At 72.2% G+C, this 18,339-nt stretch carries 18 protein-coding genes; 10 read left to right on the plus strand and 8 right to left on the minus strand.

Translation table 11 applies throughout. The features are described from left to right. Positions 1-145: 145 nt before the first annotated feature. Entirely contained in the window at positions 146-1,165 is a 1,020-nt protein-coding gene (locus tag IE153_RS39020; RefSeq protein ID WP_189594421.1) for an ATP-binding cassette domain-containing protein, read from the plus strand. Continuing rightward, the gene (locus tag IE153_RS39025) at positions 1,162-1,983 is read left to right on the plus strand and encodes an ABC transporter permease (protein WP_189594422.1); all 822 of its coding nucleotides are present in this window, start codon (positions 1,162-1,164) and stop codon (positions 1,981-1,983) included. The genes IE153_RS39020 and IE153_RS39025 overlap by 4 nt, the downstream gene beginning before the upstream one ends. Positions 1,984-2,008: 25 nt before the next feature. Here IE153_RS39025 and IE153_RS39030 read toward each other — a convergent pair whose 3' ends face one another. Next, positions 2,009-5,287, minus strand: a complete 3,279-nt coding sequence (locus IE153_RS39030; protein WP_189594423.1) for an ATP-binding protein — start codon at positions 5,285-5,287, stop codon at positions 2,009-2,011. Positions 5,288-5,906: 619 nt separating this feature from the next. Next, on the minus strand, positions 5,907-6,635 hold the full coding sequence (locus IE153_RS39035) for a DUF6578 domain-containing protein (protein WP_189594424.1): 729 nt from the start codon (positions 6,633-6,635) through the stop codon (positions 5,907-5,909). A 104-nt stretch (positions 6,636-6,739) separates the two neighbouring features. Between IE153_RS39035 and IE153_RS39040 the strand changes: the two genes are divergently transcribed. Next, a complete protein-coding gene (locus IE153_RS39040; protein ID WP_189594425.1) occupies positions 6,740-7,540 on the plus strand; it encodes a site-2 protease family protein in 801 nt (266 codons plus the stop codon). Between the two features lie 4 nt (positions 7,541-7,544). Here the strand turns inward: IE153_RS39040 and IE153_RS39045 are convergent, their stop codons facing one another. The 3 genes from IE153_RS39045 to IE153_RS39055 form a co-directional block, all read right to left on the minus strand. Continuing rightward, positions 7,545-7,724, minus strand: coding sequence for a hypothetical protein (locus tag IE153_RS39045; protein ID WP_030837294.1), 180 nt, complete (start codon positions 7,722-7,724; stop codon positions 7,545-7,547). 83 nt (positions 7,725-7,807) lie between these two features. Next, positions 7,808-8,527 carry an NADPH-dependent F420 reductase gene (gene npdG / locus IE153_RS39050; protein WP_189594426.1) on the minus strand — a complete coding sequence of 240 codons (720 nt, stop codon included), beginning with the start codon at positions 8,525-8,527 and terminating at the stop codon, positions 7,808-7,810. Between the two features lie 38 nt (positions 8,528-8,565). Next, on the minus strand, positions 8,566-9,639 hold the full coding sequence (locus tag IE153_RS39055) for a sialidase family protein (RefSeq protein ID WP_189594427.1): 1,074 nt from the start codon (positions 9,637-9,639) through the stop codon (positions 8,566-8,568). A gap of 118 nt (positions 9,640-9,757) precedes the next feature. On the opposite strand from IE153_RS39055, the gene IE153_RS39060 reads away from it, so the two are divergent. Further along, positions 9,758-10,360 carry a hypothetical protein gene (locus tag IE153_RS39060; RefSeq protein ID WP_189594428.1) on the plus strand — a complete coding sequence of 201 codons (603 nt, stop codon included), beginning with the start codon at positions 9,758-9,760 and terminating at the stop codon, positions 10,358-10,360. Between the two features lie 117 nt (positions 10,361-10,477). Here the strand turns inward: IE153_RS39060 and IE153_RS39065 are convergent, their stop codons facing one another. Beyond that, a complete protein-coding gene (locus IE153_RS39065; protein WP_031105401.1) occupies positions 10,478-10,711 on the minus strand; it encodes a hypothetical protein in 234 nt (77 codons plus the stop codon). Positions 10,712-10,769: 58 nt separating this feature from the next. Between IE153_RS39065 and map the strand changes: the two genes are divergently transcribed. Together map and IE153_RS39075 are read left to right on the plus strand one after the other, a co-directional pair. After that, positions 10,770-11,627, plus strand: a complete 858-nt coding sequence (gene map / locus IE153_RS39070; protein ID WP_184912094.1) for a type I methionyl aminopeptidase — start codon at positions 10,770-10,772, stop codon at positions 11,625-11,627. 118 nt (positions 11,628-11,745) lie between these two features. Continuing rightward, positions 11,746-12,393, plus strand: a complete 648-nt coding sequence (locus IE153_RS39075; protein WP_189594429.1) for a biliverdin-producing heme oxygenase — start codon at positions 11,746-11,748, stop codon at positions 12,391-12,393. Positions 12,394-12,466: 73 nt separating this feature from the next. Here IE153_RS39075 and IE153_RS39080 read toward each other — a convergent pair whose 3' ends face one another. Then, positions 12,467-12,604 (minus strand): hypothetical protein, encoded by a 138-nt coding sequence (locus tag IE153_RS39080; protein ID WP_189594430.1) that lies wholly within the window; start codon positions 12,602-12,604, stop codon positions 12,467-12,469. A 104-nt stretch (positions 12,605-12,708) separates the two neighbouring features. Beyond that, a complete protein-coding gene (locus IE153_RS39085) occupies positions 12,709-13,353 on the minus strand; it encodes a PhzF family phenazine biosynthesis protein (protein ID WP_189594431.1) in 645 nt (214 codons plus the stop codon). A 163-nt stretch (positions 13,354-13,516) separates the two neighbouring features. Here IE153_RS39085 and efeO point away from each other — a divergent pair, with 163 nt between their 5' ends. The 4 genes from efeO to IE153_RS39105 all read left to right on the plus strand — a co-directional run bounded on the left by efeO (position 13,517) and on the right by IE153_RS39105 (position 18,204). Further along, positions 13,517-14,665, plus strand: coding sequence for an iron uptake system protein EfeO (gene efeO, locus IE153_RS39090; protein WP_189594432.1), 1,149 nt, complete (start codon positions 13,517-13,519; stop codon positions 14,663-14,665). 2 nt (positions 14,666-14,667) lie between these two features. Further along, positions 14,668-15,906, plus strand: a complete 1,239-nt coding sequence (efeB, locus tag IE153_RS39095; protein WP_189594433.1) for an iron uptake transporter deferrochelatase/peroxidase subunit — start codon at positions 14,668-14,670, stop codon at positions 15,904-15,906. 4 nt (positions 15,907-15,910) lie between these two features. Further along, positions 15,911-16,744, plus strand: coding sequence for an iron uptake transporter permease EfeU (efeU, locus tag IE153_RS39100; protein WP_189594434.1), 834 nt, complete (start codon positions 15,911-15,913; stop codon positions 16,742-16,744). Positions 16,745-17,211: 467 nt separating this feature from the next. Further along, positions 17,212-18,204: an SCO2278 family lipoprotein gene (locus IE153_RS39105; RefSeq protein ID WP_189594435.1), complete on the plus strand. Its 993-nt coding sequence runs from the start codon at positions 17,212-17,214 to the stop codon at positions 18,202-18,204. The last annotated feature ends 135 nt before the right edge of the window (positions 18,205-18,339 follow it).

An 18,339-nucleotide genomic window follows, 5' to 3' on the forward strand; every position in this document is an offset into this window, starting at 1 on the left:
CGGTACCACGGACAGCCCGTCGGCCTTCCCCCAGCCGACGGGCTGTTCGCTTTCCGCCGGGAGCACCCACTCCGCCGGTACCACCGACAAGGGGTGTCGGCGGCTTGTCGGTGATTTGTCGGTGGGCACTGAGACCGTCTGTCTCATGACGCGAATCGACACACGAACCGGCGGCGCCGCTGTGACCGTGCGGGGGCTGGTGAAGCACTACGGGGAGACCAAGGCTCTGGACGGGGTCGACCTGGAGGTGCGCGAGGGCACCGTGATGGGGGTGCTCGGGCCGAACGGGGCCGGGAAGACCACCCTCGTGCGGATCCTGTCCACACTGCTGGCACCCGACTCGGGCCAGGCCACGGTGGCCGGCTACGACGTCGTACGGCAGCCGCGGCAGCTGCGGCGGGTGATAGGCCTCACCGGGCAGTACGCCTCCGTCGACGAGAAGCTCCCCGGCTGGGAGAACCTGTACATGATCGGCCGGCTGCTCGACCTGCCCCGCAAGGAGGCACGCAGGCGGGCCGACGAGCTGCTGGAGCGGTTCTCGCTGACCGAGGCCGCCAAGCGGCCGGCGAGCACCTACTCCGGCGGTATGCGGCGGCGGCTCGACCTGGCCGCCTCGATGATCGGGCGGCCCTCCGTCCTCTTCCTCGACGAACCGACCACCGGGCTCGACCCGCGCACCCGCAACGAGGTGTGGGACGAGGTCAAGGCCATGGTCGGCGACGGCGTGACCGTGCTGCTGACCACGCAGTACATGGAGGAGGCCGAGCAGCTCGCCACCGAGCTGACGGTCGTGGACAAGGGCAAGGTCGTCGCGGGCGGGGGCATCGAGGAGCTCAAGGCCAAGGTCGGCGGGCGGACCCTGCGGATCAAACCGGCCGACGCCCTGCACCTGCGGCCGCTCGCCGGATACCTGGACGAGCTCGGCATCACCGGGCTCGCGACCACCACCGTGGACGCCGCCTCCGGCACCCTGCTGGTCCCGATCCTCAGCGACGAGCAGCTCACCGCCGTCGTGGGCGCCGTCACCTCCCGCGGCATCACACTCGCCGCCGTCACCACCGAACTGCCCAGCCTGGACGAGGTGTTCCTGTCCCTCACCGGCCATCGTGCCAGTGCCCCGCAGGACGCCACGCCCGCCGAGGACCGCGAAGAGGTCGCCGTATGAGCGCCGCCACTGTTTCCGCCCCCGCGACGAAGGACGACGCCCGCATCTCGCTGCGCGGGCACGTGCGGCACACCAGTGCCCTCGTCCGCCGCAACCTGCTCTGGATCCGCCAGGACCCGGAGTCGATGGCCGACGCCCTGCTGATGCCGGTCATCTTCACCCTGCTGTTCGTGTTCGTGTTCGGCGGCTCGATCGGGCAGGCGCTGGGCGGCGGGCAGGACCGGTACGTGCAGTACGTGATCCCCGGCATGATCGCGATGATGAGCATGACGCTGTCCCAGGGCGTCGGCACCGGTTTCAGCCAGGACTTCAACTCCGGTGTCATGGACCGCTTCCGGTCCCTGCCCATCGGACGCGGCTCGGTGCTGTTCGCGAAGATCTCGGTGGAACTGCTGCGGATGCTGTTCGCGACCGCGGTCCTCATGATCGTCTCCGTGGCGGTCGGATTCGACATCACCAACTGGCCCGGACTGTTCGCGGCCGTCGCGCTGTCCACGGCGTTCGCCTCGTCGATCATGTGGGTGTTCCTCACCCTGGGCGTGATGATGAAGAGCGCGCAGTCCGTGCAGGCGATGGGCTTCCTGGTGCTGTTCCCGCTCCAGTTCGGCTCGTCGATCTTCGCGCCGACCACGTCCATGCCGGGCTGGCTCCAGGCCTTCACCGACTACAACCCGCTGTCCACGCTGGCGGACGCCGCGCGCGGTCTGATGGTGGGCGGGCCGGTCGCGCACGACCTGTGGGTGACGCTCGGCTGGTCGGTGGCGATCACGGCCGTGATGGCGCCCGTCGCGATCCACAAGTTCCGCACCAAGAGCTGACCGGGCCGGACCGGGCCGATCCGCGTCAGAGCAGGGCGGTGGCCTCCTCGATGGACAGGCCGCCGCCCTCGGCGTACGCGCTCTCGTACGCCTGGTCGCCCAGCAGCGCCCTGGCGTGCCGCTCCGCCTGCGCGCGGGTCTCGCGCTCCTGCCACTGGGAGACGTGGCCGGGCGGCAGCAGAGCGTCGAAGGCGCCCAGGCAACGGGCCGCGTCCGCGGCGCGCCGCCCGCCGTCGGAGGCGGCCAGCGCCCAGGCGCCGATGACCAGGTAGCCCGAACGCATATGGGGCGCGATGGCCTCGGACAGCGGGTCGGCGGCCCGCTCGATCCCCTTGCGGATCCGCTCCAGGCAGTCCTCGTACCGTCCCTCCACGGCGTCCAGCCATGCCTCGGTCGCCAGGATGAACGTGTCGAAGACGATGAAGTGGGCGATGCGGAAGTCCTGGCGCAGCCGCCGCAGTTGCTCGCCCGCCTCGGTGACGCGGCCCGTCATGCCGAGCCATCCGGCGAGGAACAGCCGGGCGGCGGGCATGGCCTCGCTGTGCGACTCCTCGTGCTGGGCGATCACCTCGCGCAGCAGCCGCTCGCCCCGTTCGCCCTCGCCGGCCTCCAGCAGGGCGCTGCCGAGCCGGGCGCTGAGGACGGCCGCCTGGGCGCGGGCGCCGAGGTGCTCGGCGTGGCCGATGGCCGCCTCGTAGTCGGCGGCGGCCAGGGCGTAGTCACCCCGGCGTTCATGGGCCTCGGCGCGGGCGGAGAGGGCCTCGGCGGTGCCCCAGGCGTCGCCCAGGCGCCGGTAGATCTCCAGCGACTCGTCGGCGTCACGGGCGGCGTCGCCCGCCCAGTCGGTGCGGTTGGCGAGGAAGTTGGCCCGCATCTGGAGGCCGGAGGCGAGCTCCCAGGCGAAGTCCGGGGCCTGCCGGCAGGTCCGGATGGAGGCGTCGATGATGACGCGCAGCCGGTCCATGTCGCCGGTCAGCATCACGGCGAAGAACCAGAGCAGGCCGGGGAGCCGGCAGTTCTGCGGAAGACCGGGCTCGTAGGTCCGGGCGATGGCGCGCAGCTTCTCCTGGGAGCGCGGGTTCTGCCAGGCGTCCAGCTCGGTGTCCATGCAGGCGAGATGGGCGAGGTGGATGCCGCGCCGGGCCTCCGCGAGGACCTCGCCGGTCATCGGGGGCGGGGCGTCGGTGCAGCGCTCCCACACCGCGGTGGCCGGGCGGACGGGCTCGGCGAAGGGGTCGGGGCCGAGCGCCATGACCTCACGGCACCAGTTGCGCGCCTCGATGCGCAGGTCGCGCATCTGCCAGTACCAGACGAGGGACAGCGCCAGGCACAGCGCCTCCTGCTCGTCGCGGAGCGCCACGGCATGGCGCAGCGCGGTCCGCAGGTTCTCGTACTCCCGCTCCAGCCGGTGGATCGCGGCGAGCTGGCCGGGGCCGCGCAGCAACGGGTCGGTGACCCGGGCGAGTTCACGGAAGTACGTCAGGTGGGCGCGCTCGGCGTCGGCGCGCTGCCCGGACTCGTCCAGCCGTTCGCCGGCGTACTCGGCGACGGTCTCCAGGAGCCGGTAGCGCATCTCCCCGCCGGCCGAACCGCCCGGCGGGGCGGCCACGACCAGGGAGCGGTCGACGAGGGAGCCGAGCGCCTCCAGGGCGGCCGGTCCGCACACGGCCTCGGCGGCCGGCAGGTCGCAGCCGCCGGCGAACACCGACAGCCGCCGCAGGACGTCGCGTTCGTCCTCGTCGAGGAGCTCCCAGGACCAGTCGACGACGGCTCTCAGGGTCTGCTGCCGGGGCAGGACGGTACGGCTTCCGGAGGTGAGGAGACGGAAGCGGTCGTCGAGCCGGTCGGCGATCTGGCGGGGGGTGAGCATCCGCAGCCGGGCGGCGGCCAGTTCGATGGCCAGCGGCAGGCCGTCGAGGCGCCGGCAGATCTCGGCGCACGCCGCGGGGTCGTCGTCGATCCGGAAGCCGGGCCGGGCCGCCGCGCCCCTATCGGCGAGCAGCCGCAGCGCGACCGGCTCGGGCAGCGGCTCCACCGGCCGCAGCAACTCCCCCGGTACGCCGAGGGGTTCGCGGCTGGTGGCGAGCACGGCGAGGTCGGGGCAGCGCGCCAGCAGCTCCTCGGTGAGCCGGGCGGCGGCCTCGGCGACATGCTCGCAGTTGTCGAGGATGAGCAGCATGCGGGGCCGGGAGCAGTGCTCGGCGAGCCGCTCGACGGGGTCGTCCAGCCGCTCGGCGACGGCGGCACGGATGCCCTCGGCGTTGGCGCCGTACAGCACGGTCTCGCGGGCCCCGACGGCGGTGAGCACGGCCTCCGGTACGGCGTCGGGGTCGTCGACGGGGGCGAGTTCGGCGAGCCACACGCCGCCGGGCATGGTCGCGCGCACGGCCTCGGCGGCCTCCTGCGACAGACGGGTCTTCCCCGCGCCGCCCGGCCCGAGCAGGGTGACCAGCCGGGCCGCCGCGAGATCCCCGCGGATGGTCTCGATGTCGGATTCCCGGCCGATGAAGGAGGTGAGCCGGGCGCGGAGGTTGCCGACGGACGCGCCCGGCCCCTGGGGGGCGGGCGCGGGGACAGGCAGGTCCCCGAGACTCAGCAACTCCGCGTGCAGGGAGCGCAGTTCCGGCCCCGGGTCGGCGCCGAGACGGTCGGCGAGGAGGCGCCGGACGTCCTCGTAGGCGTCCAGTGCCTCCGCCGCGCGGCCGGCGTCCCGCAGGGCGCGCAGACGCAGCGCCTGGAGGGGCTCGTCCAGGGGGTGGCCGTCGCACAGGGCGGTCAGTTCCGGCAGGGACTGCTCGGCCTTGCCGAGGACGAGGGCGGCGGTGTGGCGGGCGCGAAGCGCGTCCAGGCGTCGGGTGTCCCGGCGGGCCGCCTCGGCGGTGCGGTCGGGCAGGTCGGCGAGGGCGGGGCCGCGCCACAGGGCGAGGGCGTCGTCGAGGACCACGACGGCCTTGGCGGGGTCGCCGTCGGCCAGGGCCCGCAGCCCCTCGCCGGCCAGCCGCTCGAACCGGTGCAGGTCGACGTCGTCGGGGGCGGCCGTGAGCCGGTACCCGCCCTCGACGGAGGCGATCGCGGCAGCGCCGAGTGCCCGTCGCAACCGCCCGACCAGCGCCTGCAGCGCGCCGGGCGCGTCGGCGGGCGGCTGCCCGCCCCACACCTCGTCGACGAGCAGTCCCGCGGGCACGGTCCGTCCGGCCCGCAGCGCGAGCACGGTCAGCAGCGCACGCAGCCGCGCCCCACCGACCGAAACGACCGTCCCGTCGGTGCGGAGCGCCTGCGTGGTGCCGAGGATGCGGTAGTGCACGGGCTCATTGTCTCCGGTGTACGGGGGCGGGTCACGACGGTTGGCGGCGCGGCGGGCGGGTCAGGGGCGGGTATGGGGGGCGTCGAGGACGTCAGGGGGGATCGGTGGCGCGGACAGGGCAGGGCCGTTCACGGCCGGGCGCCCAGCGGCGGAGCCACGGAGGCCGGGCACGGCAAGCCCCGTCTCGGACCGACGTGCACGGAGCCGGAGCCACCGCCACACCGGACAGACGAGAGCCGTCCACACACCCGCCCACGACGCCGAGGCCACAGCGGCCCGGCACGGCAGGACCGATCACGGACCGATGCGAGGACGGCGCCAGAGCCACCGCCACACCGGACAGACGAGAGCCGTCCACACACCCGCGCACGGCACCGGAGCCACAGCGGCCCGGCACGGCAGGCCGCCCCTTCACTGACCGCAACCGGGCGCCGGAGCCACGGCGGCCCGGCACGCCAGGACCGATCACGGACCGATGCGAGGACGGCGCCGGAGCCACCGCCACACCGGACAGACGAGAGCCGCTCACGCACCCGCCCACGGCGCCGAGGTCGCGGCGGCCCGGCGCGGCAGGGATCTCACGTCGATGGGAGTGGGTCGGGGTCATCGATGGGGCCGTTCACGCACCCGCGTGGCGGCGCCGGGCTCGGCCGGTCGCGCGCCGCGGGGGCGTGGTCGTGCTCAGTGTCTCCAGCAGGGCCGTCAGGTCCGCCGCCTCGATGCCCCGGGTCTCCGCGCCGGGCTCCGCGCCCTGCTCCGGGATGCCCCGGGCCTCCCGGACGGCGTGGGAGAGCCGGGAGTCCGTGCCCGGCACGTCCAGGGTCACCATCACGCCGGACTCGCGTGAGCGCCGTCCGCGGCCGTCGGCGGCCCGCTCCCCCTCGGTCTCGGTGAACCATCGCGGGCAGCGCTCCACCGCCCGCAGTCCGCGCTTGCCCGCCACCGGACCGTAGGAGCGCGATCCGGGCGCGGTCTCGGTCCAGGTCTGGGTCAGCACCTGCACGGCCCGCACCCGCCCGCCGGCCTCGGGCCATCTCGCGCCGTGCCGCTCGACGGACAGGAGCCCCACCGACCGGGCCCGGCTCCCCGGCTGCGGGCGCCGGTCCTCCTCGGCGTCGGGGTCCGCCCCCAGCGCCACCGGGAGGCCCGTCTCCTCCCGGACCATCCGCACCCCGGCCACGTCCTCCACCGGCCCGGCGACCTCGCTGAGCTGGTCGCGCCAGCCGCCGCCCAGCACGGTGTCCGCGTCCAGGAGCAGAAGCGGCCAGCTCACCTCGTCCCCGACCGAGAACGGCGTGCCGCAGCACTCCATCTGCCAGTCCTCGTAGAACACGTGCCACAGCCCCATGGGCCCACCCTCCCCGGAACCGACCGCCCCGCGCGAGACGTTTTTCACCTGCGCCCGGTACCGTCGGGCCGTTCCACCCCGTGTCGACGAGTGCAGGGAGCCCCATGACCACCGCCACCACCCGCCACAGCGAGCGACGGATCAGTCCCGTGTTCGTCGGGATCGTCGCCGTGACGGCGGTCACGGGATGGGCGACCTGGACCGGGTTCGCCGAGCAGCCCGGCGTCGCCGTGTTCCTGTTCGTGACGGCGGCGTGGATCGTCTCGCTGTGCCTGCACGAGTACGCGCACGCGCGCACCGCCCTGCACAGCGGCGACATCTCCATCGGCGCGAAGGGCTATCTGACCCTCAACCCGCTGAAGTACACGCACGCCCTGCTCAGCATCGTGCTCCCGGTGATTTTCGTGATCATGGGCGGCATCGGGCTGCCCGGTGGTGCCGTGTTCATCGAGCGGAACCGGATCCAGGGCCGCTGGAAGCACAGCCTGATCTCGGCGGCGGGCCCGCTGACGAACGTGCTGTTCGCCGTCGTCTGCACCGCCCCGTTCTGGCTGGGCGCGCTGGACGGTGTGCCGAACGACTTCCGGTTCGCGCTGGCGTTCCTCGCGCTGCTCCAGGTGACGGCCGCGCTGCTGAACTTCCTGCCGGTGCCGGGCCTGGACGGCTACGGCGTGATCGAGCCGTGGCTGTCGTACAACATCCGGCGCCAGGTGGAGCCGTTCGCGCCGTTCGGCCTGCTGTTCGTGTTCGCGCTGCTGTGGCTGCCGGCGGTGAACGGCGTCTTCTTCGACGTGATCGACGCGATCCTGAAGTCCCTCAACATCAGCGACTTCGAGACGTACTGCGGTCAGGAGCTGTACCGCTTCTGGCAGGGCTCGAACGAGTTCTGCTCGGCCGCTCCGTGACGGGTCAGCCGGTGACGGACTTCTGCTGCCTGGCGCGCTTGACGTAGTACCAGCACATGTTGGACGACAGGCCCGCCAGCAGTACCCACACGATGCCCAGGAAGCTGCCCCGCGTGAACGAGACGACGGCGGCGGCCACGGAGAGGACGCAGACGATCAGGGCGTAGAGGGCGAGGCGGGGCATGGCGGTCGGCTCCTGTCGGGGGACACTTCTGGCACAGCTGGTACGGCTGGTGCCGTCCAGTGTCCCCCATGGAGCTCACCGGCTCACACGTCGGTGACGCGGAGCCCGGCGTGCGCCTTGTAGCGGCGGTTCACGGAGATCAGGTTCGCCACCAGCGACTCCACCTGGTGGGCGTTGCGCAGTCGCCCGGCGAAGATGCCGCGCATGCCCGGGATGCGCCCGGCCAGGGCCTGGACGATCTCCACATCCGCGCGGACTTCTCCGAGCACCATCACATCGGTGTCGATCTCGTCGATCTCCGGGTCCTGGAGCAGCACGGCCGACAGGTGGTGGAAGGCGGCGGTGACCCGGGAGTCCGGCAGCAGGGCGGCGGCCTGCTCGGCGGCGCTGCCCTCTTCCGGCTTGAGGGCGTAGGCGCCCTTCTTGTCGAAGCCGAGCGGGTTGACGCAGTCGACGACGAGCTTGCCGGCCAGTTCCTCGCGCAGGGATTCGAGGGTCTTGCCGTGGCCGTCCCACGGCACGGCGACGATCACGATGTCGCTGCGGCGCGCGGTCTCGGCGTTGTCGGCGCCCTCGACGCCGTGGCCGAGTTCCTCGGCGGCTGCCCGGGCCCGGTCGGCGGCACGCGAGCCGATGATCACCTTCTGGCCGGCCTTGGCGAGCCGGTAGGCCAGGCCCTTGCCCTGCGGCCCGGTTCCGCCGAGCACCCCGACCACGAGTCCGGAGACGTCGGGCAGGTCCCAGGGGTCCTTGGCGGGCGCCTTCTGGGCGGTGTCGGTGGCAGCACTGTCGGTAGAGGTCATGGCCCCGACTCTACGACCGCGCCGCCGCCCCGGACGGCTCAGGTCAGCTCCGTCACGGGCACCCGCCGGAAGGTGATCGTCTCGTAGGCGCCGAAGTCGCCGGTCTCGTACAGCAGGCCCACGGTGTCCGTGTCGATCCGCACGAGATCCGAGTACGCGGCGGGCAGACCGTCCACCGTGTACGCCGGGCGCCAGGTGGTGCCGCCGTCGGTGGAGGCGCGGATCGTCATCAGGGCGCGGAAACCGGGGTCGGCGGGGCCGGAGTACAGGAGCAGGTCGGGGTCGCGGAGCTGGAGGACGGCGGCCTGGCAGACGGGGGCGGTGAGTCCGGCCTGCGGGCGTAAGGGCTTCGCCAGGGTCCGGCCGCCGTCGGCCGAGTGGGCGTCGGCCCGGGTGCCGGGCGAGGGCGAATCGTTGCGGGTGTTGAAGTAGACCCGACCGTCGGGGAGTTCGGCGGCGGTGGTCTCGTTGGCGTTGATGTAGCCGTCGGTGTCGTCGTCGACGTAGCCGATCCGCCAGGTGGCGCCCGCGTCGTCGCTGAGCAGGCAGTGGCCGCCGTTGTACCGGCCCTCGGTGCCGTTGTCGGTGCCGGTGGGCGGCAGGGAGTGGTTGGCGGGGACGACGATCCTGCCGGTGGTGAGCTGGATCGCGTGGCCGGGGGTGGTGGCGTACCAGCGCCATTCGGGCCGCTTGGTCTCCCGGGTGATCTCCTTGGGCGCCGACCAGGTGCGGCCCTCGTCGTCGCTGTGCCGCACCCAGACGCGGCGTCCGTCCGCCGCGCTCACCGTGCCGCGCCGGATGGCGTCCTCGGTGGCGAGGGCGGCGTTGCGCACGTGCACGATCAGGACGCGGCCGGTGTCGAGGACGACCGGGGCGGGGTTGCCGGCGAGGGCGTCGCCGTTGCGCGCGGCGACCTGGAGCGGGCCCCAGGTGCGGCCGCCGTCCGTGGAGCGTTTGAGGACGACGTCGATGTTCCCGAAGTCGTCCCGGGAGCCGACCCGGCCCTCACAGAAGGCGAGCAGGTCGCCGGTGCGGGTGGCGACGACGGCGGGGATACGGAAACTGGCGTACCCCTCCTGTCCGGCGCGGAAGGGGACGCTGGCCTCGGTCATCGGCGGGCTCCTCCGGTCGTTCGACGGCGGTACGGATGACCGGTCGGCCTACCCAGCCCGGGCGAATTCGGGGTGAACTCCACATCACGGGTGACCGCTTGGGGCAGGATGCGGTCCCATGGATGCGGTACGGGTCGCGCTGCTGCGGGAAGTGCTCGCCGGGACGGAGTGGCTGGGAGCCACCCGGCGGTTCGCCGGGGCGCTGCGCGGCTCGGTAGTGTCGCACGGGGGCGGACTGCTGCTCGTCGGCACGCCGGAGTACGAGCCGTGGCACCTCGCCGCGCACCTGGTGGACGAGGCGGCCTGGTCGGGCACGCCGGAGCTGGCCCCGACGCTGGTACGGCACGACGCGCGCCCCTCGGATCCGACGCACCTGGCGGTCGGTCTGGGGCGGCTGGAGGCGGCCCGGCGGGGCGAGACGCTGCTGGTGGTCGCGCCCGACGGCCCTGCCGCACCACTCCTGGAACGGGTGTCCGACGCCCGTCGCGCCGGAGCGACGGTCCTGGCCCTCGGCCCCGGCCGGGGCGAGCTCCCGTCCCTGGCGCACGAGGCCCTGGCCGTCCCGGACGGTTCGGAACTGGACCTCGACACGGTGCAGCACCTGGTCAGTGCGGCGGCCGGGGAGAACGCCCTGCCGGTCCCGCGAGGGCGGCGCCGCCTGCGGGACCGGGTGGCGCGACTGGCGGAGCACCTGACGGCCCCGCCACCGGCCCGCTGGTGAGGATCTTGGTGTCCCGTCGCCGGCCCGCTGGTGACGTCCGGGCATCCCACTGCCGATGCCGTGGCCGCGGCCCGGACACGCGAACGCCCGGGGCCACGGCCCCGGGCGTCGGCGGAATCAGCTCTCGTCGTCCCGGCTGCCCGCCGGGGCGTCGTGCCACTTGGGGTCGTTCTCCCACTGGAGGTTGCGCTCGCGGGCGGTCGCCATCGCGTGTTCGGCCTCCGTGCGGGAGGCGTACGGCCCGAACCGGTCCTTGTTGGGGCACTCCGGCCCCTCCTCGACCTTCTTGTGCTCCAGGCAGTAGTACCACTCACCCGGCTTGCCGACCGTGCGCTTCTTGAACAGGGCCATGACCAGCTCCTCTCGCCATCGACATGTTCCCCCATCGCCGCTGGTTAGACTCGCTGGCATGTCTGGCCAGTCGCTGCTTGTCCCGGGGGAGCTGTCCCCCACCCGTTCCGTGCCCGGAAACATCCGCCGCCCCGAGTACGTCGGCAAGCCCGCGCCGACGCCGTACACCGGACCGGAGGTGCAGACGCCCGAGACCGTGGAGGCGATGCGCGTGGCCGGCCGGATCGCGGCCCGGGCGATGGCGGAGGCCGCGAAGCTGATCTCCCCAGGGGTGACCACGGACGAGCTGGACAGGGTCGCGCACGAGTACATGTGCGACCACGGCGCCTACCCCTCGACGCTGGGCTACCGCGGCTTCCCGAAGTCGCTGTGCACGAGCGTCAACGAGGTCATCTGCCACGGCATCCCGGACTCGACGGTCCTGCGCGACGGCGACATCGTCAACCTCGACGTGACGGCGTACATCGGCGGCGTGCACGGCGACAACAACGCCACCTACCTGGTGGGTGACGTCGACGAGGAGTCGCGGCTGCTGGTGGAGCGGACCCGGGAGTCCCTGGAGCGGGCGATCAAGGCGGTCAAGCCGGGCCGGCAGATCAACATCATCGGCCGGGTCATCGAGTCGTACGCCAAGCGCTTCGGCTACGGAGTGGTCCGGGACTTCACCGGGCACGGCATCAACTCGTCGTTCCACTCGGGCCTGATCATCCCGCACTACGACAGTCCGCACGCCACGACGGTGATCCAGCCCGGCATGACGTTCACGATCGAGCCGATGTTGACGCTGGGCACGCACGAGTACGACATGTGGGACGACGGCTGGACGGTCGTCACGAAGGACCGGAAGCGGACGGCCCAGTTCGAGCACACGCTGGTGGTGACGGACTCGGGCGCGGAGATCCTCACGCTGCCGTAACCCCACCACCCGCACGCCACCGCACGGCCCGCTCTCCCCCGAGGGCGGGCCGCGTCTTTTCCACACGGAGGTTTCGCACGGAGGTTTTTACCGACAGCACGTCGGGAAAAGTGTGCGCATGGAATCCTTCTCGACGCTCCTTCGGACCGCTTCTCGCGAGCAGCACGAGGAGACCAGGGGCTCGACCTTCATCGGCGACCTGCTGGGGCACAAGCTGGGGGTCGAGGCGTTCGCCCGCTATACGGAGCAGCTGTGGTTCGTGTACGGCGCGCTGGAGTCCGGCGCCCGGCAGCTGGCCGCGGACCCGGTGGCCGGGCCCTTCATCCGTCGGGAGCTGTTCCGCCTCACGGCGCTGGAGAGGGACCTGGGGTATCTGCGCGGCCCCGGCTGGCGGACGACGGCCACCGCGCTGCCGGCCACCCTGGAGTACGCGGAACGGATCGCGGCATGCGCCCGCACCTGGCCGGCCGGCTACATCGCCCACCACTACACCCGCTACCTGGGCGACCTCTCCGGGGGGCAGATCATCCGCGACACGGCCGAGAAGACATGGGGCTTTGCGAAGAAGGGCGACGGAGTCCGCTTCTACGTCTTCGAGGAGATCCCCAACCCGGCCGCCTTCAAGCGGACTTACTGCGAGCTGCTGGACGCGGTGCCCGGTGACGAGCTGGAGCGGCAGCGGATCGTGGCCGAGTGCAAGCGGGCGTACGGGCTGAACAACGCGATGTTCGAGGCGCTGGGCGAGGAGTTCCCCCTGACGGCGTGAACGGGCGGGGCCCCACTCGCGCGCGGCGAGGGGGCCCCGGCGCCGGCTCGGGAGGGAGCCGGGCCCGTCCTGCTCAGATGTCGAAGAAGTACGGGCTGCACGCCACATGGTGGTCGTCGCGGTACTCCGCGCCGTCGTTGGCGGAGGCCGCAGCCGCACCGGTGGCGGACAGGGCGGCGGTCAGGGCGACGACGGCCAGAGCGGATCGCATGCGCATGAGATTCCTCTCGCGGTGGCGCTTGGTCGGGCCCAGTGGCCCCCGTTCACCACCGCCCACACACGCTGTTCCACCCGTACGGCCGCGCTCCACCCGGGTCAGCGTTCGAGGCGGACCCGGCCGCCGACCTCGGTCCATCCGCCCGGCTGGGGCGCGGTGAGGATCTGGGAGCCCGCTCCCTGGGTGATGTTGAGGGCCCGGCCCAGCCGGTCGGTGAGCAGCAGGGCCGCGGCCCCGGTCGCCTCGTCCTCGTCGATCCCGTCGCCCCGGCCGGGGAAGGCCCGGGCCCGGATCCGCCCGGCGGGCTCGTCCTCCCACGCCCAGGCGTACACCCACTCCCCCGGCGGCGGCACGGTCAGGTCGTCGACCTCGGCGGCGCTGCCGTACCGGCGCAGCGTCCGCGGCGGCACCCACTCCGCCCGCGCCTCGATCCAGCAGAACTCCCCGTCCTGCCGGGCCCCGACCACTCCGGCGGGCGTGACCAGCTCGGGCACGTCGAGCAGCCACGCCGTCCCGACGCAGGGGTGCCCGGCGAAGGGCAGCCGCAGCGTGGGCGTGTAGATGTCGATCACTCCGCGCTCGGGATCGTCGACGAACACGGTCTCGCTGAACCCGACCTTCGCGGCGAACGCCTGCCGCTCGTCGCGCTCAGGCATCACGGAGCCCTCACGCACGACGCCGAGCTCGTTGCCGTACCCGCCGTTCGGCCCGCAGAAGACGCGGAGCACGTCGTAGTCAGTCACGGGAGGCATTCTCGCCGGTCAAGGACGTGCGCCGGCGCGGCAGGGGGCACGATGCGACCTTTGACCTTCCCTTGACCCAATCATGACGGCGATTTTGAGCCACTTAAGCCATTCTTATGTGCTGCCTTAGGTGAGCCTCACCTACCTCTTCTCTGGAGCCCTCATGCGACCCGCTCGTCCCGCTTCCGTCGTGATCGCCGCCGCGGCGGCCCTGGCCGCCGTCACCGGCTGCACCGAGAAGAGCGACGCCAAGGACGGCGACCACGTGATCAACGTGACGGCGACCGACGACAAGTGCCAGGTGTCGAAGAAGGAGTTCCCGGCCGGGCACGTCGAGCTGGCCGTCGAGAACAAGGGCTCCAAGGTCACCGAGGTCTACGTCCTCTTCCCCGACGACCGTGTGGTCACCGAGCGGGAGAACATAGGCCCCGGCACCAAGCAGCGGGTCACCGCCGAGGTGAAGGCCGGCGACTACCAGATCGCGTGCAAGCCCGGCATGAAGGGCGACGGCATCCGCCAGGCCGTCAAGGCCACCGGCGGCAAGGCCGTCCAGCGCGACCCGCGCCTGGACAAGGCCGTCGCGGCCTACCGCGCCTACGCGCAGGCGCAGGCCGACGAGACGCTGCCGAAGGCCGAGGCGTTCGCCGAGGCCGTCAAGGACGGTGACCTGGAGGCGGCGAAGAAGGCCTACGCCCCCTCCCGCATCGGCTGGGAGCGCACCGAGCCGGTCGCCGAGTCCTTCGGCGACATCGACCCCAAGGTCGACGTCCGCGAGGACGGCCTGGAGGACGGCCAGGACCCGGCCACCGACTGGACGGGCTGGCACCGCCTGGAGAAGGCCCTCTGGCAGGACAAGAAGATCGGCACCCGCGAGAAGGACCTCGCCGACCTGCTGATCAAGGACCTGAAGGACTGGCAGAACCGGGTCGGCAAGGCCGAGATCACCCCGACCTCCATGGCCAACGGCGCCAAGGAACTCCTCGACGAGGTCGCCACCGGCAAGGTGACCGGCGAGGAGGAGCGCTACTCGCACACCGACCTGGTCGACTTCAAGGCCAACGTCGAGGGCGCGCAGAAGTCCTACGACCTGCTGAAGCCGGTCGCGAAGGAGAACGACGCGGCCCTCGTCACCGAACTCGACGAGCAGTTCGCGGCCCTGGACAAGCTGCTCGACCAGTACCGCCCGAACACCACGTCGTACGACTTCACCTCCTACGACAAGGTCGGCAAGGCCGACCGCAAGGAGCTCTCGGACGCGGTCAACGCCCTGGCGGAGCCGCTGTCGAAGCTCGCCGCGGCCGTGGTGAAGTAACCATGACGGACACCAACTCCCCCTCCCCCAGCCGCCGTTCCCTGCTCGGCTGGGGCGGCGCGGGCCTGGCCCTCGGCGCGGCCGCGGCGGGCGGCGCGGTGGCGATGGCCCGCACCGAGGACGACGCCGCACCGTCGGCCGGCTCGGCGATCGCCTTCCACGGCCCGCACCAGGCGGGCATCGCCACGCCGGTGCAGGACCGCCTGCACTTCGCCGCGTTCGACGTGACGACCGACGACCGGGAGGCCTTCGTCCAGCTGCTCAAGGACTGGACGGCGGCCGCCCGGCGCATGGCGGCCGGACACGCCGTCGGCGAGGGCGCGTTCGGCGGCCTGGCCGAGGCGCCCCCGGACGACACCGGCGAGGCGCTCGGCCTGAAGCCCTCCCGCCTGACCCTCACGATCGGCTTCGGCCCGTCCCTGTTCGAGAAGTTCGACCTCGCGGACCGCCGCCCGGAGGCGCTGGTCGACCTGCCGAAGTTCGCCGGCGACAACCTCGACAAGAACCGCAGCGGCGGCGACCTGTGCATCCAGGCCTGCGCCGACGACCCCCAGGTCGCGGTCCACGCCGTCCGCAACCTGGCCCGCATCGGCTTCGGCAAGGTCGTCATCAAGTGGTCGCAGCTCGGCTTCGGCAAGACCTCCTCCACCACGCCCGAGGCGCAGACGCCGCGCAACCTCATGGGCTTCAAGGACGGCACCCGCAACATCGCGGGCACGGAGACGGACCGTCTGAAGAAGTTCGTCTGGGTGGACGAGAAGGACGAACCGGCCTGGATGGCGGGCGGCAGCTACCTGGTGGCCCGCCGCATCCGCATGCACATCGAGACCTGGGACCGCACCTCGCTGCAGGAGCAGGAGGACATCTTCGGCCGCGACAAGGGCGAGGGCGCCCCGGTCGGCAAGGCCAAGGAGCGCGACGAGCCGTTCCTGAAGGCGATGAAGCCCGACGCGCACGTCCGGCTGGCGCACCCCGACACCAACCACGGGGCGACGATCCTGCGCCGCGGCTACTCCTTCACCGACGGCACGGACGGCCTCGGCCGCCTGGACGCGGGCCTGTTCTTCCTGGCCTACCAGCGTGACGTGCGCAAGGGCTTCATCCCCATCCAGCGCAGCCTGGCCGCGGACGCGCTCAACGAGTACATCCAGCACGTGGGTTCGGCGCTCTTCGCCGTCCCGCCGGGCGTCCGCGACAAGGACGACTGGTGGGGCCGGACGCTGTTCTCGAAGGAGGCCTGACCCGGTGTTCTCCAACTACCTGATCGGTCTGCGCGAGGGCCTGGAGGCGAGCCTCGTCGTCTGCATCCTCATCGCCTACCTGGTCAAGACGGACCGCAGGGACGCCCTGAAGCCGATCTGGGCCGGCATAGCCGTCGCGATCGCCCTCGCGTTCGGCTTCGGCTGCGCCCTCGAATTCGGCTCCCAGGAACTGACGTTCCAGGCCCAGGAGGCCCTGGGCGGATCCCTCTCCATCCTCGCGGTCGGCCTGGTGACGTGGATGGTGTTCTGGATGCGCCGCACCGCCCGCCACCTCAAGTCGGAGCTGCACGGCAGGCTCGACGCCGCCCTCGCGATGGGCACCGGCGCACTGGTCGCCACGGCGTTCCTCGCGGTGGGCCGGGAGGGCCTGGAGACGGCCCTGTTCGTCTGGGCCTCGGTCCACGCGGCGAGCGACGGCACACCCCGCCCCCTGCTCGGCGTCGCCCTGGGCCTCCTCACGGCGGTCCTCCTGGGCTGGCTGTTCTACCGGGGCGCCCTGCGCATCAACCTGGCGAAGTTCTTCACGTGGACCGGCGGCATGCTGGTGGTCGTGGCGGCCGGTGTCCTCGCCTACGGCTTCCACGACCTCCAGGAGGCCGACTTCCTGCCCGGCCTCACCGACAAGGCGTTCGACATCTCCGGCACGATCCCTCCGGACAGCTGGTACGGCACACTCCTCAAGGGCGTCTTCAACTTCCAGCCCGACCCCACGACCCTCCAAGTAGCGGTCTGGCTCCTGTACTTGATCCCGACCCTGGCCCTGTTCCTGGCACCGACCCGCACCACGACGCCCACCCCGGTACGCGACAAGGTGTGACACAGCACCGCCCCTGAAGCCAAGGCCGGGCGGGTCCGCAACCCGGCGGAACGGGGTGCCGCTGCGCCCACCCGTGCCGCCCCTAGCGGCACGCATGCCCGCAGCGGGGGCGGGACAGCCGGGCGGCCTCGCGGCGCGAAGCGAGGGGCGCTCCCGCAGCCGTGCGCCCGCGGCCCAAGCAACGCGTGCCCGCACCCGCGTACGGCGAGAAGGGGCCGTGTCGGGGGGTGTCCGCCCGCAGCGGTTGGCGCGTCAACGGACAGTCAGTCGGTATGAAGGTCCATCGCGCCGTTCCGAGGACGGACACCCCCCGGCGCGGCCCCGACCCACACCCAACGCCAAGGCGCAGGCGGCAACCCCCACCCGGCGCAAGCCGAAGAGAACGCGCACCCCCACCCCACCCCCGCCCAACCGCCGGAGGCACCCGGTAGGGTTCGCCTCCGGAAAGGGGAAGGTGAAGGTACCCGATGAGCAGGGATCGCGACCCTCGAACGCTCCGCAGGCCCGCCCGGAGCGCCCTCATAGCAGCCTCGGCGACCGCTTTGTCGCTGACGGCCAGTGGATGCGTCGTCGTGCACGGCGAACGGGAGATCCTCCCGTCCACGACCCGCGCCGAAGCCGCCAAGGCCCTCCAGGAGTTCACGACCGCGTACAACGAGGCCGACAAGGCCTACGACGGCACCCTGGACGCCGACCACACCACCGGCGCCCTCGCCGACATCGACTCGGCCCGCCTCAAGGCCGGGAAGGCGAACAACCCGGACGGCAACCCGAACCACTCCCCCCTGACCCTGACGGACACGAAGTTCACCATCCCCAAGAAGGCGGGCTGGCCCCGCTGGTTCGTCGTCGACGCGGCCGGCAACAAGGGCGGTACCGCCCGCTGGCTCCTGGTGTTCACCCGCAGCAGCCTGGACGACCCGTTCCAGGTGGCGTACCTGACGCTCGTCGCCCCGGGCAAGGTCCCGCAGTTCAAGAAGGACGCCGACGGCTGGGCCGAGTCCGTCCCGGTCAAGTCGACCGACCTGGCCACCGACCCCGGCGACCTGAGCAGCACGTACGCGACGTACCTGAAGAGCGGCGGCGAGACCTTCACGGACGGCGCCCACACCAGCCAGTGGCGTGCCCTGCGCGAGAAGAACGGCAAGAAGCCGGGCATGGTCACCCAGTACATCGACGAGCCACTGACGAACGGCGCCTACGCACCGCTGGCGCTGCGCACGACCGACGGCGGGGCGCTGGTGTTCTTCACCACGCGCCACTACGAGAAGCAGACCGCCTACGCGGGCACGTCCGTACCCACCCCGAACAAGGACGTCCTCGCCCTGACGAAGGGCGAGATCAAGCAGTCCCTCACGATGGAGTTCGTCTCCAATGAGGTGGCGCTGGACCCCAAGGGCCCGGGCAAGGTGACGATCCTGGGCAGGATCCAGGGCATGACCTCGGCGGAAGGCTCGTAGCTCAGGCCCCCACCCAAGCCCTCACGCCCATGCAGGCCTCACACCCAAGCCCTCCCGGCCCAGTCGCCGACAGGCACTAGGTCGTGTCCGCAAAGTCAGGGCAGCCAGAGCAGTAGGCAGGCGAGGGTGACCATG

The organism is Streptomyces massasporeus (assembly GCF_014648995.1).
Classification (GTDB): domain Bacteria; phylum Actinomycetota; class Actinomycetes; order Streptomycetales; family Streptomycetaceae; genus Streptomyces; species Streptomyces massasporeus.